At 69.8% G+C, this 24,395-nt stretch carries 21 protein-coding genes and 1 pseudogene; 3 read left to right on the top strand and 19 right to left on the bottom strand.

Translation table 11 applies throughout. The annotated features are described in order from the left end of the window. Nucleotides 1-168 precede the first annotated feature (168 nt). The gene (locus ACK4SE_RS00770; protein WP_409687310.1) at nt 169-582 is read left to right on the top strand and encodes a CBS domain-containing protein; all 414 of its coding nucleotides are present in this window, start codon (nt 169-171) and stop codon (nt 580-582) included. Nucleotides 583-588: 6 nt separating this feature from the next. Here the strand turns inward: ACK4SE_RS00770 and ACK4SE_RS00765 are convergent, their stop codons facing one another. Next, entirely contained in the window at nt 589-1,575 is a 987-nt protein-coding gene (locus ACK4SE_RS00765; RefSeq protein WP_409687308.1) for a DUF6607 family protein, read from the bottom strand. Between the two features lie 36 nt (nt 1,576-1,611). Beyond that, nucleotides 1,612-3,837 carry a TonB-dependent hemoglobin/transferrin/lactoferrin family receptor gene (locus ACK4SE_RS00760; RefSeq protein ID WP_409687305.1) on the bottom strand — a complete coding sequence of 742 codons (2,226 nt, stop codon included), beginning with the start codon at nt 3,835-3,837 and terminating at the stop codon, nt 1,612-1,614. A 145-nt stretch (nt 3,838-3,982) separates the two neighbouring features. On the opposite strand from ACK4SE_RS00760, the gene ACK4SE_RS00755 reads away from it, so the two are divergent. Both ACK4SE_RS00755 and ACK4SE_RS00750 read left to right on the top strand, forming a co-directional pair. Further along, nucleotides 3,983-4,552 (top strand): hypothetical protein, encoded by a 570-nt coding sequence (locus ACK4SE_RS00755; protein ID WP_409687302.1) that lies wholly within the window; start codon nt 3,983-3,985, stop codon nt 4,550-4,552. Between the two features lie 180 nt (nt 4,553-4,732). Then, nucleotides 4,733-7,126, top strand: a complete 2,394-nt coding sequence (locus ACK4SE_RS00750) for an ATP-binding protein (protein ID WP_409687300.1) — start codon at nt 4,733-4,735, stop codon at nt 7,124-7,126. Here the strand turns inward: ACK4SE_RS00750 and ACK4SE_RS00745 are convergent. The 17 genes and pseudogenes from ACK4SE_RS00745 to ACK4SE_RS00665 form a co-directional block, all read right to left on the bottom strand. Next, entirely contained in the window at nt 7,108-7,623 is a 516-nt protein-coding gene (locus ACK4SE_RS00745; RefSeq protein WP_409687297.1) for a periplasmic heavy metal sensor, read from the bottom strand. The genes ACK4SE_RS00750 and ACK4SE_RS00745 overlap by 19 nt on opposite strands. Continuing rightward, entirely contained in the window at nt 7,620-8,045 is a 426-nt protein-coding gene (locus ACK4SE_RS00740) for a hypothetical protein (RefSeq protein ID WP_409687294.1), read from the bottom strand. Before ACK4SE_RS00740 ends, ACK4SE_RS00745 begins: the two co-directional genes overlap by 4 nt. Beyond that, nucleotides 8,042-8,623 (bottom strand): annotated as a pseudogene (locus ACK4SE_RS00735) (RNA polymerase sigma factor); the annotation flags it as partial. The gene ACK4SE_RS00740 and the pseudogene ACK4SE_RS00735, both read right to left, overlap by 4 nt. A gap of 54 nt (nt 8,624-8,677) precedes the next feature. Next, complete coding sequence (locus ACK4SE_RS00730) at nt 8,678-9,274, bottom strand: EF-hand domain-containing protein (RefSeq protein WP_409687291.1); 597 nt, start codon at nt 9,272-9,274, stop codon at nt 8,678-8,680. A 72-nt stretch (nt 9,275-9,346) separates the two neighbouring features. Further along, on the bottom strand, nt 9,347-12,250 hold the full coding sequence (locus tag ACK4SE_RS00725; protein ID WP_409687288.1) for a bifunctional [glutamine synthetase] adenylyltransferase/[glutamine synthetase]-adenylyl-L-tyrosine phosphorylase: 2,904 nt from the start codon (nt 12,248-12,250) through the stop codon (nt 9,347-9,349). Further along, complete coding sequence (locus ACK4SE_RS00720; RefSeq protein WP_409687285.1) at nt 12,247-13,653, bottom strand: sensor histidine kinase; 1,407 nt, start codon at nt 13,651-13,653, stop codon at nt 12,247-12,249. Before ACK4SE_RS00720 ends, ACK4SE_RS00725 begins: the two co-directional genes overlap by 4 nt. Then, nucleotides 13,650-14,051 (bottom strand): endonuclease domain-containing protein, encoded by a 402-nt coding sequence (locus ACK4SE_RS00715; protein WP_409687283.1) that lies wholly within the window; start codon nt 14,049-14,051, stop codon nt 13,650-13,652. Before ACK4SE_RS00715 ends, ACK4SE_RS00720 begins: the two co-directional genes overlap by 4 nt. A 74-nt stretch (nt 14,052-14,125) precedes the next feature. After that, nucleotides 14,126-14,797, bottom strand: coding sequence for a response regulator transcription factor (locus tag ACK4SE_RS00710; protein ID WP_409687280.1), 672 nt, complete (start codon nt 14,795-14,797; stop codon nt 14,126-14,128). Nucleotides 14,798-14,829: 32 nt separating this feature from the next. Then, the gene (locus ACK4SE_RS00705; RefSeq protein ID WP_409687278.1) at nt 14,830-16,401 is read right to left on the bottom strand and encodes a Do family serine endopeptidase; all 1,572 of its coding nucleotides are present in this window, start codon (nt 16,399-16,401) and stop codon (nt 14,830-14,832) included. Nucleotides 16,402-16,504: 103 nt separating this feature from the next. After that, a complete protein-coding gene (locus ACK4SE_RS00700; protein WP_409687275.1) occupies nt 16,505-17,002 on the bottom strand; it encodes a cytochrome c-type biogenesis protein CcmH in 498 nt (165 codons plus the stop codon). A 132-nt stretch (nt 17,003-17,134) separates the two neighbouring features. Next, nucleotides 17,135-19,108 carry a heme lyase CcmF/NrfE family subunit gene (locus ACK4SE_RS00695; RefSeq protein ID WP_409687272.1) on the bottom strand — a complete coding sequence of 658 codons (1,974 nt, stop codon included), beginning with the start codon at nt 19,106-19,108 and terminating at the stop codon, nt 17,135-17,137. Beyond that, nucleotides 19,105-19,608, bottom strand: a complete 504-nt coding sequence (ccmE, locus tag ACK4SE_RS00690; RefSeq protein WP_409687269.1) for a cytochrome c maturation protein CcmE — start codon at nt 19,606-19,608, stop codon at nt 19,105-19,107. The genes ACK4SE_RS00695 and ccmE overlap by 4 nt, the downstream gene beginning before the upstream one ends. Next, a complete protein-coding gene (ccmI, locus tag ACK4SE_RS00685; RefSeq protein WP_409687866.1) occupies nt 19,605-20,417 on the bottom strand; it encodes a c-type cytochrome biogenesis protein CcmI in 813 nt (270 codons plus the stop codon). The genes ccmE and ccmI overlap by 4 nt, the downstream gene beginning before the upstream one ends. A 24-nt stretch (nt 20,418-20,441) precedes the next feature. Next, nucleotides 20,442-21,797: a hypothetical protein gene (locus ACK4SE_RS00680; protein ID WP_409687266.1), complete on the bottom strand. Its 1,356-nt coding sequence runs from the start codon at nt 21,795-21,797 to the stop codon at nt 20,442-20,444. Between the two features lie 77 nt (nt 21,798-21,874). After that, nucleotides 21,875-23,278, bottom strand: a complete 1,404-nt coding sequence (locus ACK4SE_RS00675; RefSeq protein ID WP_409687264.1) for an ATP-binding protein — start codon at nt 23,276-23,278, stop codon at nt 21,875-21,877. Next, nucleotides 23,275-23,955 carry a response regulator transcription factor gene (locus ACK4SE_RS00670; protein WP_409687261.1) on the bottom strand — a complete coding sequence of 227 codons (681 nt, stop codon included), beginning with the start codon at nt 23,953-23,955 and terminating at the stop codon, nt 23,275-23,277. The genes ACK4SE_RS00675 and ACK4SE_RS00670 overlap by 4 nt, the downstream gene beginning before the upstream one ends. Continuing rightward, nucleotides 23,955-24,290 carry a PepSY domain-containing protein gene (locus tag ACK4SE_RS00665; RefSeq protein WP_409687258.1) on the bottom strand — a complete coding sequence of 112 codons (336 nt, stop codon included), beginning with the start codon at nt 24,288-24,290 and terminating at the stop codon, nt 23,955-23,957. The genes ACK4SE_RS00670 and ACK4SE_RS00665 overlap by 1 nt, the downstream gene beginning before the upstream one ends. Nucleotides 24,291-24,395 lie beyond the last annotated feature (105 nt).

Below are 24,395 nucleotides of genomic sequence, written 5' to 3'. Positions count from 1 at the left end.
GGACCCAGTCCTTTGGGTGTTGCAGCGGGTCGGATCATCCACGGCTCGCTGTCTTGAAACGCTGCCGTCAAGCTGGACAGAACTGGGTCCCGGCTTTCGCCGGGATGAGCGGAGGAACCGCCGTCGCACGCATGGGTTCTTTCCCCATCAGCTTAACGGAGAGACGCCATGAAAGTCCGCGACATCATGAGCCGCGACGTGCAGGTCGCCCGTCCCGGCGACTCCATCCAGAACGTGGCCGGCCGCATGGCGGCGGGCGACTTCGGATTCATGCCGGTCGCCGAGGGCGACCAGCTTGTGGGCACGATCACCGACCGCGATCTGGTGGTTCGGGCCCTGGCCAGCGGCGCCGGCGGCGAGACCCCGGTGGGCGAGGTCATGACCAGCAAGGTGGAATCACGCCGCGACGACGAGGACCTGAAGGACGTGCTGAAATGCATGTCCGACAAGCAGATTCGCCGCCTGCCGATCCTCGACAAGGACAACCGGCTGGTGGGCGTCGTCTCCCTCGGCGACCTGTCCACCCGCGTGAAGGAGAAGTACGCGGGAGAAGCGCTGGAAGAGATCTCCCGCTCCAGCTGACGCCGTTCAGAGCGCCGCGCCGGTCGCCTCGGCGATGGTGCGGCGGGCTTCGGTGATAGCGGCTTCGGTGGTGATCTCCCCGTCCTCGATCTGGTTCGCCAGGCCCATGAGGGTCGGCCCGGTCACCGCGCCGTTGTCGGGCTCCTCCTCCACCGTGACGCCGTTTCCGGCGACGATGGCGGCGTCCCAGAAGCCGCGCACGGCGGCCCAGTAGTCCGACGTCGCCGCCCAGTAGGCGTCGCCGGCCGACGGATCGAACCCGTCCCAGCGCCGATAGGTGTTGACCACGTCCTCCTGTACATAGGCTGTCAGCCCGGCAGCGTCGTCCTGGGCCTGGCCCAGCTTGACGTTGTCCTGCAGGTGCGCCCAGCCGAAGGGCGTCAGGACGTGGCGGTTGGTCCCTACATAGCGGTCATAGACCGGGTCGCGCACCGCATCCCGGCGGGCCAGCGGGCGGGTGGTCTCGTCGGACGTCCACTGGGTCATGCCGTTGTCGTGGGACCAGCGGCCCACGCCGCCGTATCGGGGCGAGTCGTCCGTCTGCCACACGGTCTGGGACCACGCCCCGCGCCGCGCGGCCGCGTCCACCGGGCTCACGGTCCAGCGGTCCGGCCCGGCGTAGGTCAGCACCGTCTCCGGCTGATAGACCCAGTCCTGACGCCAGTGCTTGATGACGAAGGTCTCCCCCTCGTGATCCATCACCAGAATATGCTGCAGGCTGATGCGGTCGCCGTCGTCATAGACGACCCGGACGATCTCGTTGCCGCCCGACAGCTTCGGCTCCAGCGGCTCATAGCCGTCCTGGAACGGCGCTGTCTCCCGCATGTCGAAGCGGACGCGGAAGTCCCCGGCCTGGGACAGGATGGCCTGCCGGTCCTGCTCGAACCGGGACTGTTCGGTCTGGGCTCGGGCCGGCTGGGCTACAACCGGCTGAGCCATGACGGCCAGGGGGGCGGCCAGAATGGCGGCGACGGCGATGGCGGTGGAACGCATGGTGGTGCTCCTTTGTTCGGATGATCGCGCTGAGGGTCAGTAACGCAGAGCCAGGGACACGGAGACGTTCCGCCCCGGCTGGGTGTAGGCGTCCAGCACCGCCGAGGTGGAGGACAGGCCCGCGATGTCGCTCCACCAGCTGTAGGTCTCGTCGAACACGTTGAACACGCCCGCACGCAGGGTGACGTTGTCGTTGACGGTCCAGTACGCGGTCAGGTCCAGCAGGGTGAAGGCGTCGCCAGTGAAGCAGGCATCGTAGCAGCCCAGACCATCGGTCTCGTGCGCCTCCTTCTCCGCCGACCAGGTGACAATGGCCTGCCCGCCCCAGCGGCCCGCCGGTTCGGCATAGCCCAGCCCGGCCACCAGCTTGATCGGGTCGATGCTGGGCAGAGAAGCGCGCGCGCCATTCTCCACCTGTTCCCCGTCCGCGTAGGAGAAGGCGGCGGTGGCGTTGAAGCCGTTGTCCCAGGCGATGTCGCCCCGGGCCTCGAAGCCGTGCACCGTCACGCTGCCCAGGTTCACGTACTGATACACGGCCGGGTTCGCCGTGGTCCCGGCTCCGCTCACCACGATCTGGCTGATGAAGTCGTCATAGTCCGAGCGGAACGCCGCCAGCGACAGACGTGCATCCCCGCCCGCCACCTGCACATTGCGGAAACGAATCCCGCCCTCGACACTGGTGCTGGTCTCCGGCCCCAGGTCCGGATTGGGCACAGAGACATAGCCGAACAGCGGGTTGGAGAAGGCGTTGTTCACCTGCATCGGCGACGGCGCCTTGAAGCCCTCGGCCACATTGGCGAACAGGCCGAAGGTTTCAGTCGGCCAGTAGACCACGCCCAGCTTGGGCGAGACGTGGCTGTCGCTCTGCCCCTCCACGGTCCCGCCGGTGTACAGCGCGTCGGTCTCGGGCGTCAGTTCGTACCAGTCGTACCGCACCGCGGGCGTTACGCTCAGACGACCGTCCAGCAGCACCATCTCGTCCTGGATGAACAGGCCCGCCAGGCTGTAGTCGGTGATTGGGAACGGCCGGTTGGGGAAAGTCTCGCCAGCGCCGGGAACCGTGCCCCAGCGGATGGCCTGCTGGGTGGTCTCGGACCAGTCGCCGCCGAAGGTGACGCGGTGCTGCACCGCTTCACCCCGCCCGAACACGCGATGGCCCTCGGCGTTCAGGCCGTAGACCCGGGTGTCGAAGGTCACGTCCCGGGTCCGGTCCGCCGCCGGGTCCCGGTCCTCATAGGTGAACTGGCGCGTCGTGGCGTCCTGCCAGTATACGGCCATGGAGCCGCGATCGAGGCCGAAGGTGTCGGTGAAGCGGTGGTCCAGGCTGACCCGGTCGCGCTCTTGCTCATCGTGGCCCAGCACCTGCAGCGTCGCATTGGGCTGGAACGGGAGAACCGCTGGCCCCCGGCTGGACAGCGCATCGCCCGACAGATCGGAGTTATAGTGGTCGTAGGTCAGGCGCAGGCGATGGTTCGGCGCGACCTGCCACACCACCTTGCCCAGCACCGCGTTGGACGACAGGTCCATGGGATTGGGCGCGGTGCGCGCCGTGGTCTCGCTGAAGTCCTCGCCCTGATTCCCGGTCTCGCTGGCGTCGCGGCGGGTGTAGGCCAGCAGACCCGACAGGGCCCCGCTCGACCCGGCGATGGCCAGGCCCTCGGTCCAGCTCTCATCCGCCGACGCATAGCCGACCCGCGCCCGGGCGGTGAACGCCTCGCCCCGCAGCATGTCCTCGGGGTCTTTGGTGGTGAAGCTGACCGCCCCGGCGATGCCGTCGGAACCGTACAGCGCCGAGGCCGGCCCCCGCAGGATCTCCACCCGTTGCATCAGGTCCAGATCATTGTAGCCGCCCCGCCCCACGTTCTGCGCTCCGAACGAGAAACCGTCGGGCATACGGATGCCGTCGGTCACGATCAGTACCCGGTCCCCCCCCATGCCCCGGATGGTGAAGCCCGAGTTGCCGTCCCGGCCGGCGCCCGAAAGGGCGGCATTGAACCGCTGCGGGCTGGTGGGCACGCTGACGCCCGGCTCGAACCGCACCAGATCCTTGATGTCGGTGTAGAGGTTCTCCTCGATCGCCTCGGCGCTGATGACGCTGACGGTGACCGGAATCTCGTCGGTCCGTTGCTCGTTCCGGGTGCCGATGACCGTAACCGGCGCGACCTGCGGCGCCTCGGTCGCCCCCTCCAGATCGGTCCCGGCCCAGACGGCGCCCGCCGTCAGGCTGAGGATGGCTGAGGTGGAAAGCAGAAACGTGCGCATGAAATGGCCCCGGTTGTCGTTGAGCTGCGCAATTACTGCGAACGATTTGCAGAATCAATCTCAATAATTATTTCCCGCTCGAAACGGGCCGCTAACCCTGCCCCGCGCATGATCGACGGTCTGTTTGGAGCATCGGGATCGAGCCATGGCGCGCGCGCAGTTTCAGAAGGGCCAGAAGGTCTGGGTCGAGTGCGTCGGCGCCTGGGCCTTCATCGAGAAGGTCCAGCCGGTCTGGGCCAAGGGTTTCGACGAGCCCGTGCGTGTTACCTACGACGTGGGTCTGGGCCGCGAGTTCACCGGGTCCGAACTGATGCTGCCCCAGGAGGACGCCGCCGCCGCCGATATGGGCGACTGGCGCCTGCTGCGAGCCCGCAACAAGTGGCAACTGGCCGAGGACTGCCAGCATCATCCGTTCCCCGGCACCTACCCCGTCGTTGTCACCGACCCGGCGGACTGGGGCGGCTGGCGCGTGCCCGGCGCCGAATACGACCGCGATCCGGAAAAGATTGAGGCCCAGGCCCGGCTGATCGCCGCCGCGCCCATGCTGATGAAACTGGCCGAGGATCTGGCGGGCTCCATCGACGAGAACGTGGATGAAGCCCCGCCCGAACTGATCCGCCTGGCCCGCGCCGCGCGCGAGATGCTGAAGGGCGTCCAGACCGTTCCCGGACCGGCCCCGGATGTGGAAGCGCCCGCCGCCGCCAGCGCCGCCTGATATTCGCGGCCATATCTTCGCGGCCATATCTTCGCGGCACGGGGCCTCGACACGAATCTGCGACGCACCCTAGGCTGTGTGTCTTCACGAATCGTGCGGGAGAGGGCGTTGAACGCCGACGAACGCCGCGGGAAAGGGCCAGGCCGCAGGTCATCCGACAGGTCATCCTCCGGTCTGGGCATGCCCGTCTGGGTGCGCGTCGCCGTGCTTGTCGCCGCGCTCGGCCTGTCGATCTACTCGCTGCTCTATGCGCGTCAGGCAGGCGACCGCCCGCGCGAACAGGCCGAATCTGTCGCCCAGGCCTTGCAGACCCAATCCGACCTGGCCGCCGCCCGCCTGGACGCTGACGCCGCCCGCGCCCTGATCGGCCTGACCGCCGCGTCCCGCGCCCTGGCCGCCACCCCCTCTCGCCCGCTTGACGCGGTCGAGCAGGCCCGCGCCGCCGCCCCGAATCTGGGGTACGCGGTCGTCTCCGAAGGGGGCGACGTCATCGCCGCCGTCGGCGCAGAGGCCTCCGCATTCCAGTCGACCCCGGCCTCGCAAGAGCATACCCTGTCCCGTGCCCTTGATGGCGGCGCGCTGCTGATGCGGCTGCAGGCTCAGGGGGGCGCCGCGCTACTGGCGCGATTGCCTCTCCCTGCCACCGCATCAGGCGCCCCCCTGCCCCGCCACGGACTCAGCGTCAGCATCGTCAACGCCGACGGGATCATCGTCGCATCGGACAACCCCGCCCTGAACGACCAGCCCTCATCGGTGCTGGGCCTGACGCCTGAGGCGCTGATCGAGCAGGCCGACGCAGGTGGTGTTCACGCCCAGGGCGACCTGCGCCTGGCGGCGGTGGACACCCAGACCGCGCCGGCCACGATCGTGGCCTCGGCCCCCGCGAGCGGCGGGGGTCTGCTGGCGCTCTTCGGCGACGCCTGGATCCTTATCGGTCCGCTCGGCCTCGGCCTCGGACTGGGCGCCCTGGTGCTGTTTCAGGAGCGCCGGGCGCGGCGGGCGGCCCGGGTGTGGGCCGACACCGAGCGCCGCTTTCACACCGCCGTGGAAGCCGCCCGATGCGGCGTCTGGGAATGGAACCTTGATCGGGACGAGGTGGTCCTGTCCGACGTCATGGCGGGCATGCTGGGCTTCGGCCGGGGGGGCGTCCTCGCCGCCGACCAGATCATCGAACGCATCAATCCCCGGCACCGCGAGGCGGTGGAGCACGCCCTGCTCCAGGCCCAGGCCTACGGCGAGGTGGAGATCGCCTTCCGTGTCGACGCTCCTGATCAGCCGCCGATGTGGATGGAGCTTCGGGGCCAGGCGCCGCGCCAGCGCGGTCAGGACGGCTATGATCATCTCATGGGCGTGGCCCTGGACATCACCGAGTCCCGCCGCGCCAAGGCCCAGGCGCAGGCCGCCGAGAACCGCCTGCGCGACGCCATCGAAAGCGTGTCCGACGCCTTTGTCCTGTTCGATCGCTACGGCCGGTTGATCCTGTGGAATCAGGCATTCCAGGACGCCTTTGGTTTCCAGACCGGCCACCTCAAGCGGGGCGCCCAGAAGGAAGAGCTGACCCGCATCGCAGCCCTGGCCATCCGCAAGGATCAGCCGTCCGCCACGGGCCGGCCCGGAATGCGCGAGATCGAGCTGGCCGATGGCCGCTGGCTGCAGATGTCGGAGCGCTTCACGGGCGACGGCGGGGCGGTAGTCACCGCCGCAGACATCACCGTCATCAAACGCCAGGAAGTGGAGCGCAAGCTTGCCGCCGACGCCCTGCAGGCCACCGTGCGCAAGCTGGAGACCAGCCAGGACGAACTGTCCCAGCTGGCGCGCAAGTATGAAGTGGCCATGACCCGGGCCGAGGCGGCCAACCAGGCCAAGAGCGAGTTCCTGGCCAACATGAGCCACGAGCTGCGCACCCCGCTGAACGCGATCAACGGCTTCTCGGAAATCATGGCCGGCGAGATGTTCGGCCCCCTGGGCGACGAACGCTACAAGGGCTACGCCGTTGATATCCTCAACTCGGGCCAGCACCTGCTGGCCCTGATCAACGACATCCTCGACATGGCCAAGATCGAGGCGGGCAAGATGACCCTGCACTACGAGGCCGTGGACCTGTCGGAAATCTGCCAGGACGCCATCCGCCTGATGCGGGGTCGGGCGCAGGAGTGCGGGCTGAAGCTGAGTCTGGATGCGCCGGATATGCCCGAGATCGAGGCCGACTACCGGGCGCTCAAGCAGGTCCTGCTCAACCTCATTTCAAACGCGGTCAAGTTCACGCCGGACGGCGGAGCCATCACGGTGAGCCTCGCCCTGATCGGCGAGCGTGTGCGGGTTGCGGTCACCGATACGGGCATCGGCATCCCGCCCGAGGATCTGGCCCGTCTGGCGCAGCCCTTCGAGCAGGTCGAGAGCCAGCATTCCAAGACCAATCAGGGCACCGGCCTGGGCCTTGCCCTGACCAAGTCGCTGATCGAGATGCATCACGGCGAGATGATCATCGAAAGCGAGATGGGCCAGGGCACCGTCGTCAGCTTCGTGCTGCCACAGCGCCGGCCGGTGGAGGTCGCTCAGTCAGAAGCGGCCTGAGCGGGCGCAGGCGCCGCGGCCCGTTCCCCGTTTCTTGGGTGATGGCGGCCCTGACGCTTCAGAATCGCGGCCATGCGCGCACGATCCTCGGGATTGAGTTCGGACAGCATGCGCACCGCCTCGGATTCCAGGCGGGCCCGGCCGCGAAGCTCCGACGCGCGCGACTGCTCCAGCAAGGCGCTGACCGCCGCCGCGTCGAAGGACTGGCTCTCGGCCATGGCGACCGCGCCGCGTCGGGCCTCGCGCGATTCCTGGAAATCGGGGCGCGCCGCCAGCGCCGCCTGCCGCAAGGTTTCGCGCACCTGATCCCGGCTCGAAGGATCGAGGGTGTCGATCACCTCCATCAACGGAACGCGCGGGGTCCGGTCGCCGCGCGAACGCTCGATCCGCTCCTCCGCCGCCGTTTGGTTGACATAGGCCGCCACCCCCGCCGCCACGGCGAAAACATTTACCGCCAGCGAGACGGCCAGGGCGATCATCAATGTCCGCTTGCTCATCCCAGAACCTCGGTGTCGTCCAGGGCTTCCAGGCCCGCCTGATAGAGAACCGCATCCGCCTCGGCCGGGGCCATGAGCTGATCCGACAGGTTCACGCCCACCATCACACCGGCGGCGCAGGCCGCAGCCCAGCCCGCCCCCGACATCCAGACGAAGCGTCCGAAGCCGAAGCGACGCGCGCGCGGCTCCAGCCCGGCCGTAGCCGCCAGGGCGATCACCTGCTCGCGCAGGGCATGACTGACCATGGGGCGGGGAGCGGCGTCCAGGGCCAGATCCATCTGGCGCGCCTCGAACAGCAGACGTTCGGCCCCATGCGGATTCCCGCCCATGAAGGCGCGCGCGGCGTCCCGCTCGGCCTCGGGCCAACGGCGCACGTCGGCGCCATAGGCCTCGGCCAGATCCTGAAATCGTTGCGCGTTCATCTCAGCACACCTTCACTCCGCGCCGTTTCGGCCAGTGTCGCCCGAAGGGCGCGCCGACCGCGAGACAGCAAACTCTCCAGCGCCTCCACGCTGATCTCCATCAGAGCCGCGGCTTCGATATTGCCCAGCTCCTGATAGTGGCACAGCACGATCGCCTCGCGCTGTCGTTCCGGCAGGGCCGCCAAAGCCGCGCCCACCCGAGCGCCAAGCTGCGCCGCCTGCAATCCCTGATCTGGTGACGGCCCGGGGTCGACCCGGTCCGGCATCGAATCCGTCACCACCTCGCGGCGCCGGCGCAACCGGTCGTAGCAGAGGTTCAAGGCCACCCGGTGCAGCCAGGTGTCGAACCGCGCCTTGCCGGGCTTCCAGCGCGGCGCCTGGCGCCACGCCTTCAGCATCGTCTCCTGCGCCACGTCCTCGGCCTCCGAGGGGTCGTTCAGCATGCGCTGCGCCAGGGCCAGCATGCGCGGCAGCTTGCGCGCGACCATGGCCTGGATCGCCGCGGGGTCGCCCTGACCCACGCGGCTCACCAGATCTTCGTCGGGATCGACCACCCGTGTCCCCAAGCCAGCTCGCTCCGTTTCCTTGCGGGCGGGCCGACCAGACTGATCCGGTCTGTCCCGACATCACCCTTACTCCGCCGGCTGGCGACGGTCGGCCCGGCGGGCCTGATGGTCAGCACGACGCGCCTCGCGGTGCGCGCGCATCTCGGCGCCGGTGACATAGCCGTCACCGTTGGCGTCCATGGCGGCGAATTGCTCCACCGCACGCTGGCGCGCCTGTTCGATGTTCACGCCCTGACCGTCGCGGTCAAGTCGCATGCCCGCCCGCTGACCGCCACGATGGCCGCGTCCGCCGCGACGCTCACTCGCCTCGCCGCGCTCGGCCCGGCGCTCTGTCATGCCCTCGCGGCGCTGTTCGTGCGCCGCATCATACTCGCTGCGGGTCACTGTTCCGTCGCTGTTCGTGTCCATGCGCTCGAACATGCGACCGCGCATCTCGCCCATGCGAGCCTGGCGGTGGGCCTGCATTTCCTCGCGCGAGACCACCCCGTCGCCGTTGGCGTCCATGGCGGTCAGGCGGGCGACCCGCTGCTCCACGAACTCGGCCTGGCTGAGCCGCGCATCGGGGTCCATGCGTCCGCCGCGCTGGCCATCGTTTGTCTGGGCGATCGCGGCCCCGCTCAGGGCCAGGGCGGCCACGCCGCCCAGCACAATCATCGTCTTCATGGGTTCGTTCTCCTGATCCGCCTTCGAAAGGCGGCATTGTCTGTCCCTGTCGAAAGGTTCAACGAACAGGCGTCAGGATTCCGTCGCGGACGGATTCAGCGGCCCCAGCAGGTCTTCCAGCGCCGCCCGCGCCGCCGCGCGCCGGGCGGCCAGTTCGCTCTTCAGGGCGTCGAAGCTGTCGAAGCCCGCCACCCCCGCCAGCCGCTCGCGGAACTCGGCGGGCTCGGCCTCGGGATCGGGATCGCCCTCGAAGGCGCAGCGGATCACCTGGCTGATCGATTGCTGGAGGCCCCAGGCCTGGCCGAACGCCGGATCCACCCCGGGCGCGCCGAGCGCCTCCACGGTCGAAACGGTCAGGGACTCGCCCCGGGCGGCGGCCAGAAGCTGGCTGTGCTGGGCCGCGAATTCGCAGTCCACCTGACCGCCGGGCGCCAGCTTCAACTCCCACAAACCACCACCGGGACGCTCCCGGTCCATCAAGGCGCGCATGTCGCGCACGTCCCGGGTGACCTGATCCGGGTCGCGCGGCAGCCGCAGGGCGGTCTGGATAGCGCCCGCCACCCGCTCTGCGAAGGCAGGATCGCTGGACCAGACCACGCGCGCCCGGGTCAGGGCCAGAAACTCCCAGGTCTCAGCCTCGCCGGCGTAATAGTCCTCCAGCGCCCGGAAGCTGACCGACACCGGCCCGGCGCGGCCCGAGGGGCGCAGACGCATGTCCACCTCATACAGCGCCCCCTCCGCCGTATGCGCCGACAGGGCCGCGATCAGCCGCTGGGTGAAACGGCCATAGAAGGTGTCGGCGCTCCAGCCCTTCCCCTCCGACATGCCGGCGGGATCGTCGGCCTCATAGACCGTCATCATGTCCACATCGGACCCGGCGGTCATCTCGCGCGACCCGGCCTTGCCCAGGGCCACCACGGCGATACGGCCCGCGAAGGCCCCGCCCTGACGCGTGACCTCTCTCAGCGCGGCGGCCGAGAGGGTGCGCACCGAGGTATCGGCCAGATCGGCATAGGCATGGCCCGCGCTGTCGGCGTTCGCCCGGCCGGTCAGGGTCTGGATGCCGATGCGGAAGATCTGGTCACGGTGCATGCGCCGCACCGCGTTCATGGCCTCTTCAAAATCGCTTTCGCCCACGGCCTCCGCAACGAGTTCATCCAGCACGCCGGTGTCCTGATCCAGCGGCTCCAGGAAGCGGGCGTCCAGCATGCTGTCCAGAGCTGCGGGATAACGGGCCAGCGTCCGCGCCAGACGCGGCGCGAAGGCCATGACCCGCACGATCAGGGCGAACAGCTCGGGCTGGGCGAGGAACAGCGACTGGATCTGCGCCCCCGCCGACAGTCCGGCGAAGAAGGTCGAGAACCGGGCGAAGGCGGCGTCCGGTGCGCCGGTCTCGGCCAGGGCGGTCAGCAGGCGCGGCGCCAGACGGGTGAACAGCTCCCGCCCCCGCGCGGTGCGGGTGGCGCCGACGCGGCCGTGGTGCCAGCTGCGAATGGTGTCGGCCACGCCCTCGGGACTGGAAAAGCCCATGCGCTCCAGGGTCTTCAGGGTCTCCGGGTCGTTTTCCACGCCGGTGAACACCAGACTGCCCCAGGGCGAGGACAGGTCCTCCTCGTCCGAAAACAGCTCGCCATAGCGACGGTTCACCCCCTGCAGCAGGGTCTCCACCCCCCCGTCGAACACCGCCAGATCAGCCTCGCCGGACAGGGCGGCCACGGCGGCGCGGCGCTCGGCGGCTTCCGGCAGGGTGTGGGTCTGTTCGTCCGCCAGCATCTGGATGCGGTGCTCCAGACCGCGCAGGCGGTCGTAGGCGGCGGACAGCTCGGCGCGGGTGTCCTCGTGCACATGGCCCGCCCCGGTCAGCGCGGCCAGCGCCTCCAGCGTGCGAGGTGCGCGCAGCGCGGGGTCGCGGCCGCCCAGGATCAGCTGCTGGGTCTGGACGAAGAACTCGATCTCGCGGATGCCGCCCCGGCCCAATTTCAGATTGGCGCCCGCCGCGTGCAGGCCCTCGCCGGTCTTGAAGGCGTGGATCTGGCGCTTGATGGAATGGATGTCGGCGATGGCGTGATAGTCGAGGCTGCGCCGCCAGATGAAGGGCGCCAGCTCGGTCAGGAATCCCTGCCCCGCCGCCAGATCGCCGCACACCGGCCGCGCCTTGATGAAGGCCGCCCGCTCCCAGTTCTGACCCACGGATTCATAGTAGGCCATGGCCGCCGGCGCCGGGACCACCGGCGGCGTCGACGACGGGTCGGGCCGCAGGCGCAGGTCGACCCGGAACACATAGCCGTCGCCCGTGCGCTCCGACAGCAGGGCGGCCACGCCCTGGGCCAGGCGGTCAACGAAGGGCTGGGCCTCCACCCCGGGCGCCAGCGCGCCTTCCACCAGATCGGGCTCATGGAAGAACGAGATGTCGATGTCGCTGGAATAATTCAGTTCGCCTGCCCCGTGCTTGCCCATGGCCAGGGCGAACAGGCCCGGGACGGGGCCGCGCGGATCTTCGGCGGCGCTGATCAGCTTGCCCCGCTGGCGGGCGTCATGGGCGACGGCGCGCAGGGCCGCGCACGAGGCGGCGTCGGCGAAGGCGGTCAGGGCGCCCGTGACCCGGTCCAGATCCCACGCCCCGCCCAGATCGCACAGTGCCGTCAGCAGATGCAGGTCCGCCTTCAGCCTGCGCAGGGGCGCGCGCAACTCGTCCGCGCCGCCGGTCAGGGCGCCGGTCTGCGCAAGGATGGCGGCGAGGCGGTCGTCCGGCGCCGTCTCAAGAATGGCGCGCAAGCGCTCGGGCCCGCGTCGCGCCAACCCGGCCAGATAGGGCGCGGCGGCGAACACCGGCTCCAGCGCGGGCCAGGCCGTATCGAGCGTCTCAAGCCAGCCGCCCTCACGCGCGGCGGCCTCGACGGGCTCACGGGTGCGCGCGGCCAGTTCGGCGTCCAGCACGGGCCCGCAGGGCTTCAGCTGTCCGTCCAGGCCGCTCATTCGGCGGGCGGCAGGACCAGGGCGACGCGCAGCCCCGGCCCCGTGTCGTCCACCACCCCCGGGCCTTCATCCAGATAGATGCGCCCCCGGTGCGCCTCGACCACCGCCGCCACCAGCGACAGGCCGAGGCCCGAGCCCGGCTCGGTGCGGCTGTTCTCGAGCCGCACGAACCGGTCCAGCACCCGCGCGCGATCCTCGTCGGGCACCCCGGGGCCGGTGTCGGTGACGGAGAACTCCACCTGGCCGCTGGAGCGTCGGCGCGCGCGCAGCATCACCGCGCCCCCCGGCGGCGTGTACTTGATGGCGTTGTCGATGATGTTTGCCAGCGCTTGGGCAAGGAACGGCCGGTTGGCGCGGATCATCAGGCCCTTGTGGATTTCGGAGTCGAACTCCAGCCCCTTGTCCTCAGCGGCCGGCTCGTACAACTCGGCCATGTCGCCGGCCAGGTCCGCGGCGTCGAACACCTCGGCCGGGGGCTCCCGCGACGCCTGCAGGCGGGCGATGGCCAGCACCGTGTTGAAGGTCTTCAGCAGTTCGTCGGCCTCGGCCAGCGCCATCTCCAGGGCGTCGTTGGCGTCGATACGCCCGGCTTCGGCGTCGATCAGGGCCACCTCGAGCTTGGCCCGCATGCGGGTCAGCGGACTGCGCAGGTCATGGGCGATGGCGTCGCCGGCGTGGCGGATCGACGCCATGGACGTCTCCAGCCGGTCCAGCATGCCGTTCAGGCCCGCGCCCAGTTCGTCCAGTTCATCGCCCGACCCGCGCACCTCTGCCCGCGCCTTCAGGTCGCCGCCCTTGACCGCTGCGACCACCGTATTGAAACGGCCCATGGAGCGTTCGAGATTGCGGCTGATCAGCAGGCCCCCACCCAGCCCCAGCACCAACACCAGCAGCATGGCCCCCCACAGGGCCTGGGTCAGCCGGTCCAGATAGGCTTCGGTGTCGCCGATGTCCTGGGCCACGAACAGCAGCTCGCCCCCCTGCAGGCGCACCATGACGCCCAGCGCCTTGCGCCGGATGATGCGGCCCGCCTCGTCGGTGTCGGTGAAGCGGAACGCCTCCCACCGCTCGGGCGGATCGTCCGGGCTCGGCTCCACAGGGGTGATGTTCAGGCTGCGGGTGACCGGCTCGCCCTGGTCATCCAGCAGGATGTAGAGATAGGGTCCGCCCCTCAGGATGCGCTCCACCAGCGCCTGGTTCAGCGGGTTCAGCCCCCGCTCCCGGTAAACGGCGCTCAGCACCCCCACCTCGCGCCGCACATCGGCTTCCGCCCGCGCATGGGCTTCCGACGCCGAGGCCACATAGACATAGGCCAGCACCGCGCTGGCGGCTGCGGCGAACAGGGCCACGAACATCAGCGTCAGCCGGAAGGGCGTGCGCCGGAAGAGCGAGGGCAATTTCACAGAAATTCTCCCTCCCCGTCCCGGGGAGGGTGGCTGGCGCGCAGCGACAGCCGGGTGGGGCGGGCAAGGCAATGCCGCCGCACCGTCTGAACGACGTCATCCAGAGCATCCCGAACGGACAAATTCGAGAACCGCAAGGTCAGAAATCCCACTCTCGCCAACACCGCGTCCCGCACCCTGTCCTTACGCTGACGGTCTTCGCCATCGTGCGATGCACCGTCCAGCTCGACAATCAACAGCCTGTCCATGCAAACGAAGTCGAGGATGTAACCTCTCACCGGTGCCTGTCGGCGGAAGTGCAGGCCCTGGGCCCGCAATCTGCGCAAAGCAACCCACAAGCGAGCCTCGGCTGGCGTCAATCGTTTCCTGAGAGCTCTCGCCTTGGCGATGACAGCCATGTCGCCGAGTCCTCCCCACCCGGTCGCTACGCGACCGCCCTCCCCGAACGGGGAGGGAGAACGCCTTGCGAAACCTAAGCTTCCAATCTGTAACCCGCGCCTCGCACCGTCTGCAGCATGGCCCTGTCGAAGCCCTTGTCGATCTTGGCGCGCAGGCGGCTGATGTGGACGTCGATGACGTTGGTCTGGGGGTCGAAGTGGTACTCCCACACCTTCTCCAGCAGCATGGTGCGGGTCACCGACTGACCGGCGTGGCGCATCAGGAATTCCAGCAGCTGGAACTCGCGCGGCTGCAGGTCGATCTCGGTCTCGCCCCGGTACACGGTGCGGGCGATCAGGTTCATCTCCAGATCGCCGACCTTCAGCACCGTCTGCACCCCGCCGGTCTCGCGGCGGCGCGACAGGGCCTCGACCCGCGCGATCAGCTCGGCGAAGGCGTAGGGCTTGACCAGATAGTCGTCCGCCCCGGCCTTCAGGCCCGTGACCCGGTCCTCGACCTCGCCCAGCGCCGACAGGAACAGCACGGGCGTCTGATCCCCGTCCTTGCGCAGGGTCTCCACCATGCCGACCCCGTCCAGGCGCGGCATCATGCGGTCCACCACATAGACGTCGAAGCCGCCCTTCTGGGCCTCCACGAGGCCGTAGGCGCCGTCGACGGCATGGGTCACCTCGTGCCCCGCCTCCGACAGGCCGCGCACCATGGCGCCCGCGGCCTCCTCATCGTCCTCGACCACCAGTATGCGCATCAGCCCCGTCTCCAGAATCGTCTAAGGCCAGCCTACTCTTCGTCGCTGTCCAGTTCGAGAACCACCGGCCGATTGCCGTTGGGTGTGCGCACCAGAAGCAGGACGCCCGGGCGACCGGTCTCACGAACGCGCTGCACCGCCTGCCGGAATTCGGCGACGGTGGAGATGGCGCGACCGTCCGCCTGGACGATGACCATTCCCGGTGCGAACCCGCGCGTGGCCGCCGTGCTGCCGGAGGCGACGCCCGTGATCACCAGACCGTTCACGCCAGAGGGAATCGAGTGACGCTCGCGCAAGGCGCTGGTCATCGGCGCGACCGTAAGCCCTTCGATGGCCGTGCCCGCCGGGGTTTCCGGCTGTCCGGGACGCGGCGCGCCTTCGGCGTCAGCGCCTTGGGCGTTCAGTTCAGCAGCCGAAGGCCGAACGCCGGAGCGGACACTGAGCTGGACGCGACGCCCTTCGCGCAGAACGGTGAGGCGCAGGGTGTCGCCCGGCGCGGCCTGACCGACGCGACGCGTGAGGTCGGTGTTGTTGCGCACCGCTTGTCCGTCCAGCTCAACCACGATGTCGCCGGCCTGAACGCCCCCCTGATCCGCCGGGCCGCCCGGCGTCGTGCTGTTGACGTAGGCGCCCTGAACGTCATCAGACAGACCCAGAGCTTCGCGATAGTCGCTGGTCAGGGTGCCGATCTCGACGCCCAGATAGCCGCGCTGGATGCTGCCGCCCTGCATCAGCTGCTGCGTTACACGCTGCGCCACCTCCGCAGGGATGGCGAAGCCGATGCCCACCGACACGCCTGTAGGCGAGAAGATCGCCGTGTTCACCCCGATGACGCGGCCATAGATGTCGAAAGTCGGCCCGCCCGAGTTGCCCCGGTTGATGGGGGCGTCGATCTGGATGAAGTCAACATACTGGTCGCCGATGTCGCGGCCGCGCGCCGACACGATGCCCGCCGTGGCCGAACCGCCCAGACCGAAGGGATTGCCCAGGGCCACGACCCAGTCGCCCACGCGGGGCTGGGCCTGGGTCTCGAACTGGACGAACGGGAAGGTCCCGCCGTCCACCTTCAGCACCGCCAGGTCGGTCAGTTCATCACGACCCACAACCCGCGCCGTCAGTTCCCGGTCATCGGTCAGCCTGACCGTGATCTCCGACGCGTTCTCCACCACGTGGTTGTTGGTGACGATGTAGCCGTCCGCCGAGATGAAGAAGCCCGAGCCGGAGCCGGCGCCTTCCATGGTCGGCGGTTCGCCCTCTTCCCCTCCCGGTCCCTGCGGCTGCTGCGGGACGGAGAACGGGAAGGGCAGGCCCGGAATGTTGGGGAAGCCGCGCATGGTCGGGCGCGGCACCCGGGTGGTCACGTCGATCTGCACCACGGCGGGTGAGACCTGTTCGATGATGTCGGCGAAGGAATTGGGCGCGCCCGGGGGCGGCTGGAACAGTACGGCGCCGGCGGTGGAGGCGGGAACCAGGCCCCCGCGCAGCTCGGCCCGCTGCTCCTGCGCGCCGGCCGCCGGCCAGTCGATGATCCCGCCGGCGGTCGCGGCGGCGGCGAAGGTCAGTCCGACCGCGGCGCCCAGAATGAATTCCTTACGCTTCAGCATCGTCGTCCTTGTTCGTTGTTCGACAGGCCCGAGAGGGCCGTTGACCCTAGATATAGCTGTATGACGCCGCCCGCCAAGGCGAACCAGTTACGGATCATACAGATCAGGGATGATCATGGGGCGAGGATGCGTCCAAATCCGGGCGCTCCGCCAATCGCTTTTCCAGCGCGGCTTCCTCCGCCGGCGTCAGGGGCGCGGCCTCCGCCGGGCGGCGCCGCAGGGTGGTCAGCAGCACGGCTCCCGCGATCAGCACCACCAGGAACGGCCCAAGCCACAGCATCAGCGTCCCGACGCGAAACGGCGGCCGGAACAGCACATAGTCCCCATAACGCCGGACCAGCCCCGCCTCGATCTCGGCATCGGTGCGCCCCGCCGCCACTTCGTCACGCACCAGACGGCGCATGTCCGCCGCGATGCCGGCCGGGGAATCGGCGATGGATTCGTGCTGGCAGACCACGCAGCGGATATCCTCGAACAGGGCCCGCGCCCGCCCCTCCTGCGCCGGATCCGGCAGGGGCCGGTCGGGCGCCGCCGCCGGCTCGGCAAAGGCCATGAGGAGCAGAGCAGCGACGAGCGCTCCTCCCCCATAAGCGAAGCGCATGGGGGGGGGGGCCCCGCGGGCGGGGGGGGGGCGCCCCAATCCTGGACCCGGTGGATGGGGTCGCCCCCTCCACCATCCTCCGGATGGTCCCCCTCCCCCGCTGCGCGAGGGAGGAGAAGGTCAGAAGCCCCCTCATCCCTGCTTCCTCCCCGCCACCCCGAACCTGAGCCGCCGGTCCGACAGGGACACCAGCCCGCCCAGCGCCATCAGCGTCGGGCCGAGGAAGATCAGCCGCGCCCACGGGTTCCAGTGCACCCGCACGGTCCAGGCCTGGGCCAAGGTCTCGGTCGCGCGCCGCTCGCCCAGCACCACATAGACGTCGTCCAGGCCCCGGAAATCCAGCCCCACCTCGGTGGTGGTCTGGCGGCCCGCCGGGAAGAAGCGCCGCTCGGCGGTCAGGGTGCGCGCCCCCGCGCCGTCCTCGCGCGCCACCGTGAACACGCCCTGTTCAGCCAGATAGTTCGGCCCCTCGATGATGCGCACGGCATCCAGCGTCACATGCCACGGGCCCGCCACGGCGGCCGGCCCGCCCGGCGCGGTCACCGCCACCGCCTCGATCTTGAAGGCCGTCTCCGCCACCGCCCCCATGACGAACAGGCCCAGACCGGCGTGGGCCAGGGTCATGCCGAACGCCCCCACGGGCAGGCCGGTCAATCGCCGCCACACCTCGGCGCGGGGCGCCCGGAACAGGCGGATGCGTTCGGCCAGTTCGGCTAGCGCCCCCGCGATCAACCAGACGCCCAGCCCGATTCCCGCCGCCGCCATGGCCTTTATGGGATCAAACACGAACAGGGAGGTCAGGGCTGCGATCACCGCCACGGCCAAGGCCAGGGTCAGGCGCTGGACCACGCCCTTCAGGTCCGCCCGCTTCCACGCCAGCAGCGGCCCGGCGGGCAGGATGATCAGGGCTGCCGCCATCAGCGGGGTGAAGGTCAGGTTGAAATAGGGCGGGCCCACCGAGATGGTCTCGCCGGTCACGGCCTCGAGGATCAACGGATACAGGGTGCCCAGCAGCACCGTCGCCGCCGCCGCCGACAGGAACAGGTTATTGAGAACCAGACTGCTCTCGCGGCTGACCGGCGCGAACACGCCGCCCCGGGGCAGGCCGGGCGCGCGCCAGGCGAACAGGGCGAAGGCCGCGCCCGCCGCCACGCCGAGGATGGCCAGCAGCAGCATGCCCCGCTCCGGATCCACCGCGAAGGCGTGCACCGAGGTCAGCACGCCCGAGCGCACGAGGAACGCCCCCAGCATGGAGAAGCTGAACGCCATCAGCGCCAGGAACACGGTCCAGCCCGCCAGCGCCCCCCGCTTTTCCGTCACGATGGCCGAGTGCAACAGGGCCGCGCCCGCCAGCCACGGCAGGAACGAAGCGTTCTCCACCGGGTCCCAGAACCACCAGCCGCCCCAGCCCAGTTCGTAGTAGGCCCAGAACGAGCCCAGGGCGATGCCGATGGTCAGGAACACCCAGGACGCCAGCGCCCAGGGTCGCACCCACCGCCCCCACGCCGGATCGACCCGACCCTCGATCAGGGCCGCCACCGCCAGCGAGAAACACACCGAGAACCCGACGTAGCCCACGTAGAGCATAGGCGGGTGGATCGCCAACGCCGGGTCCTGCAGCAGCGGGTTGAGCGAGGCGCCCTGCACCGGCGCCGGGTCCAGCCGCGTGAAGGCGTTGGAGGTGAACACGGTGAAGGCCAGGAACATGGCGTTCAGGCCGCCCTGCACCGCCACCGCCGAGGTCTTCAGTCCGAACGGCAGGCCGCGTCCCAACCCCAGCACCGCACCGAACGCCGTCATGACCAGACACCACAGCAGCAGCGACCCTTCATGGCTGCCCCAGGCTCCCGTCACCCGGTAGAACAGCGGCTTGGCCGTGTGGCTGTTCAGGGCCACGTTGCTGACCGAGAAGTCGGAGACCATGAAGGCCCAGACCAGGGCGCCGAAGGCCACCGCCACCGCCCCCGCCGAGGCGAACGCCGCCCCCTGCCCCGCCCCGGCCAGAACCGGCGAGCGCAGCAGACGGCCCGCGCCGGACGCTGCGGCCTGCAGCACAGCGAGGGCCAGAGCCAGGGCCAGGGCGAAGGCGCCGAATTCCGCGATCATTCGGTCACATACGCCGCATTGGAGGGGGCCGCACCGGAAGGCGCATCGCCCTCGCCGCGCCACTCGCCGGTTTCCCTGAGGCGGTCAGCCACCTCGCGCGGCATGTACGTTTCATCGTGCTTGGCCAGCACCTGGGTGGCGTGAAACACCCGCGCCTCGTCGAACGACCCTTGCGCCACGATGCCCTGCCCCTCGCGGAACAGATCGGGCAGGTCGCCCTGGAACACGATCCGGGCGTCCGCCGCGTTGTCGGTGACGGAAAAGGCCACCGAGCCGTCGGCGCCCTGTTCGACGCTGCCCGGCAGCACCAGCCCGCCCAGCCGGATCATGCGGCCGGCGGGGGCGGCCTCCTCGGTGATCTCGGAGGGGCTGTAGAAGAACGTGACGCTGTCGCGCATGGCCCACAGCGACAGGCCCACAGCCAGCAGCAGCACCGGGGTTACCGCGGCTACGATCCACAGACGGCGGCGCGCCTTGGGCGAACGGGGCAGCCACCTCACGCGCCCCCCTCCACGGCCGCCAGATCAGCCTGAAGCTGGTCGCGGCGCCCGTCACCCGGCGGCAATTCGGTCAGCAGCGGTTCCCACAGGGCGCGGGCGGCGTCCGCCTCGCCCCGGGCCAGAGCCGCGCGGCCCAGGAAATAGCGCGCGGCCTGGGCATTGGGGTCGCGGCGCAGGGCTTCGCGGAAAGCGGCCTCGGCGTCGCCGCCCACCACGCCTTGCTGGGTCGCCGTCAGGGCTTCGCCCAGCCGCGACCAACTGACGGGATCCTCGGCGTCCAGGGTCAGGGCGCGCCGGAACGCTGTGGCGGCTCCGATCGGGTCGCCCGATTCGAACCGCGCGCGGCCCAGAAACACCTGCGCCTCGCGGTCGCCCGGGTTGTCGCGCGCCACCACCTCGGCCACGGCGGCCAGACGCGGCGCGTCAAGGGTGTCGAGGGCCGCAGCCCAGCGCTCGACGCGGGCCTCGCGCGGCTGATCCGGCATACCCGGCGAGCCCGTAAGCCAGTAAATCCCCAGTGTGGCCACGGCCGTGGCCAGCAGCGCCGCCAGCACCCAGCGCCCTTGCGTCATGTCCGCCGGTTCCGGCCCGGCCTCATCCTCGCTGGACAGGAGCCGGCGCCCGGCCTCCGCCCGCGCCACGCGCCAGGCGTCCTCGTCCAGCAGACCACGGTCGTGCAGGGCGTCCAGTTCGGCGATCTGACGGCCGTCCGGCGCGACCGGACCCACGGCCACGGCCGCGCCCCGCGCACGCCACAGCACCACGATCCCCGCAAGGGTCGCCGTCATGCCCGCAGCAAGCCAGAACATCCACATGGAACGGGGTTTAGGCGATCAGGCGATCTGTGGCGAGGGCGCGGCTGTCGCACCCGTGGCCGCCGCCAGCCTTCGCCTCAGGGTCCGGGCCGGAAGCTCCGCATCGGCCTGCTCCAGAAAGCCCGCGCACAGCTCCGTCAGGGCCGTCATCTGATTCTCGTCCGACCCTTCGCCCGCGTTCAGGGCCTCGATCAGCTCGTCCCCGTACTGGCTCAGGCGCTTTTCCAGCGTTTCGCACACCTGCGCCCGCTGGCCCGCGCAGCCCAGCACACTGGCGGCCGAGCGGGATGCGCCCAGCATGACCATGGCCGCGCGCGCCTGCTCCACCAGCGGTCCGTCGGTGCGCGCATCCATAACCGGCGCCATGCGGCTCATGGCCCCGTGGATGCGCACCCGCTCCATGGGCAGGGCCTTGTCCACCATGCGTGGGCACAGTCCCATCAAGTTCTCCAGCGCCCGCCCGATGCGCTGCTTGAGCACATGGAACCGGCCGCCCCAGGCGCCCTCGTGGGTGAAGGCCAGGGACAGCTCCATCTGGGCCATCAGTTCGGATGCCGCGGCGAGACGGCCGGCGATGTCCCGCGCCGCCTCCGGCTCGCTCCGAGCCGGGTGGAACTGGTCCAGGGCGTCTGCGGTCTCCTCCACCTGTTCGAACAGCCGCTCGCCGAAGTCCGCCAGTTCGGACTCCGCCAGAAAGCGCTCCTCCCCGCCCACGCCCGAGACCCGGCTGATGACCCGCAGGATCAGGGGCGCTTCACGGATATTGGCGAACAGGATCTCCAGCATCCGGGGCGCCGCGTCCTCGCTGATGCGGCTCGTGTCCCGCATCATCAGGCGCAGCGACGCCGCACTGTCGGCGTCCGGCCGACCGGTCCACAGATCAAGCATGGGCATGGCCGCCCGCGCCATGGGCGCAAGATCAAAGCACGAGGCCAGATTCTCGGCCGTACGCGCGTCCAGACCCGGCCAGACCACGGCGGGTTCATCGCGCAGAATCGCCGCAGCGCTCAGACACAGTTGATCCAGAAGGCGCGGATCGATCTCGCCGCCGCCCACGGTCATGTCCTCGGCCTGCTTCAGCAGCAGGGGCTGGCGCGCGCTGACCGTCTTCCACAGCCCGCTCAGGATCGGGGCCGGAAAGCTCAGCCCCCGCACCCCGTCGGCCCGCTTGCGGAACAGGGCGATCAGGGGACCGAAGGCCATGGCGCGCATGCGGCGGGCGTTGATCTCCCCCACCGTGCGGCGCCGGATCCAGTCGGCCTTGGCGCCGGGGGTCGAGCGCAGGGCGACGGACAGCTTGGCCAGCGCCGAATCCGGCGCCGCCTCCAGCATGGCGCTGATCGCATTGCGGCTGGCGACGGAGAGCTCCGTCATGCGCCCCATACTCCCCGACGTTTCATCCGCGCATTATCCGCCCGCCCGCTTAAAGAAACACATAAGCCGGACCGGCGTCAGGATTCGGCTGCGGGCAGCTCCAGCATGGCCTTCAGCCCGCCCATGTCGCTGTCGCCGAGCGTCAGACGCCCCTCATAGGCCCGGGTCAGTTCGTCCACGATGGACAGGCCCAGGCCCGTGCCCGGCACGGCCTCATCCAGCCGCGTCCCGCGCTTGAGCACCTCGTCGCGGCGGTCCTCGGGCAGACCCGGCCCGTCGTCCTCAATCACCAGAAGCAGCCGCCCCATGCCGATGGCGCCCGCCGAAACCTTCACCCGCCGCCTGGACCACAGGCAGGCGTTCTCCAGCAGATTGCCGACCATTTCCTGCAGATCCTGCCGCTCCCCCCGGAACATCAGTTCGTCCGGCGCGCGCCAGTCGATCTCCACGCCCCTGGACTGGAACACCCGCTCCAGCATCACCGCCATCTCGTCCAGCACCTCGGCCACGGCGGTGCGCTCGCCCGAGCCCTGGGCCCGGGCTGCGGCGCGGGCGCGGCGCAAATGGTGGTCCACCTGCCCGCGCATGATCTCGGACTGGCGCCGCACGATCTCGGGCAGCCCGCCCGACTGCCCCTCGGTCTCGGCCAGCATCACCGACAGGGGCGTTTTCAGGGCGTGCGCCAGATTGCCCACATGGGTGCGCTGGCGCTCCACCACCTCCTGATTGTGGTCCAGCAGCTTGTTCAGCTGGTCCGCCAGGGGGGAGATTTCGACGGGATAGTCCCGGCTGATGCGGGTGGCGCGACCCTTGCGCACATCGCCGATCTCCTGCCCCAGCTCATAAAGCGGGCGCAGGCCGATCCGGACCTGGAAGAACACCGCCGCCATCAGCCCTGCGCCCAGCAGGCCCAGGGCGATCCAGGTCAGGGCGGCGAACTGGCGCGTGTCGGAATCGATGTCGGAGCGGTTGATGGCGGCGATGAACACCACGGGTTCGGCGCGGCCCGGCAGCAGTTTCTGGCTTGCCGCCACTCGCAGGGGTTCAGCGTTATTGGGGCCATGGGCATTGTAGGACACGGTCGCACCCGCCGCGGCGGCGACCCGGTCGGGCAGGCTCGCCGGGATCGGCATGTCGGCGTCCCACAGGGATGTCGACCGCGCCACAACCATCAACCGGCCCTCGCCGTCGCGCTGCGCCACGGCCCAGTACTTGCCCGACAGGATGTCCAGGGTGCGCGCATCCTGAATCTGGGGAACGACCACCCGGTCGTCCCGGACCGTGGCGACGCGCACCAGTTCGTCGATGGTGTTGTTCAGGACCCCGCCCAGCCGCCGCAGTCCCGATTCCTGGAACTGCGAGGTCAGCACGGCGCCCGTGGCCAGCAGGGCCACGAGGATCCAGGCGGACGCCAGCCAGATCAGCCGGCGGGTCAGGGACCGGCCGGGACGACCCAGATAGCGCCCCAGATCCTGCTTCACGCCGCCTGGGACTCCCCGGCCAGCGGCGTCAGGCGATAGCCCAGCCCGCGCACGGTCTCGATCCGGTCAGAGCCGATCTTCTTTCTCAAGCGGCCGACGAACACCTCGATGGTGTTGGAGTCCCGGTCGAAGTCCTGATCATACAGGTGCTCGACCAGCTCGGTGCGGCTGATCACCCGGCCCTGGTGCATCATCAGATAGTGCAGCAGCCGGTATTCCAGAGAAGTCAGGCGCAGGGGCTCGCCGTCCACGCTGGCGCGCGCCGCGCGCGGGTCCAGGCGCAGGGCCCCGCACTCCAGCGTGGAGGTGGCGTGTCCCGCCGAGCGCCGCAGCAGCGCACGCAGTCGGGCCAGCAACTCCTCGGTGTGGAACGGCTTGGTCAGATAGTCGTCAGCCCCGGCGTCAAAGCCCGACACCTTGTCGGACCACGCGCCGCGCGCGGTCAGGATCAGCACCGGCGTGGTCTTGCCGTCCCGGCGCCAGCGCTCCAGCACCGAGACGCCGTCCACCTTGGGCAGGCCCAGATCCAGCACCACCACGTCATAGGGTTCGGTATCGCCCAGGAAGTGGGCTTCCTCGCCGTCCGGGGCGTGGTCCACCGCGTAGCCGGCGTCGCCCAGGGCGGTCTTCAACTGGCGCGACAGGTCGGCGTCGTCCTCGACAAGCAGCACTCTCATCAGCGTTCTCCGATCACGGCGCCGGTGCGGGCGTCGACCGTGATGTCGGCGACGCGCCCGCCCGGATATTCCCAGCGCACCACATAGACGGCGCGGCCGCCCATGTTGCGCTCATTGATTCCCAGCATGCGGCCCTCGCGGCCCCGGGAGACAGAGCGCGCCACCTCGCTGGCGCTGACCCGGCGGCCCTCTCGGGATTCCTCGCGCGCCCGCTCCTGGCGCAGCGCGCCCATCAGGGGGTCACGCGCCTGGGCCTCGAACGCATGGGCTGACGGGACCGCCATGGGAGCGGCGGCGATCAGCCCGGCGAGAAGAAGGATACGGATACGGTTCATGCTCAGCGGTTTACGGCGGCGCCTCTGAACGGCGTCTGAACAGGGACGTGAGAAACGGGTCATGACCGGCGCGTCCATCGGTCGCTTCACAAGGACCATAGAGGC

It is taken from the genome of Brevundimonas sp., assembly GCF_046293315.1.
Taxonomy (GTDB): domain Bacteria; phylum Pseudomonadota; class Alphaproteobacteria; order Caulobacterales; family Caulobacteraceae; genus Brevundimonas.
The sequence above is the reverse complement of the archived record's forward strand: the minus strand, read 5'-3'. Positions and strand labels throughout refer to the sequence as shown.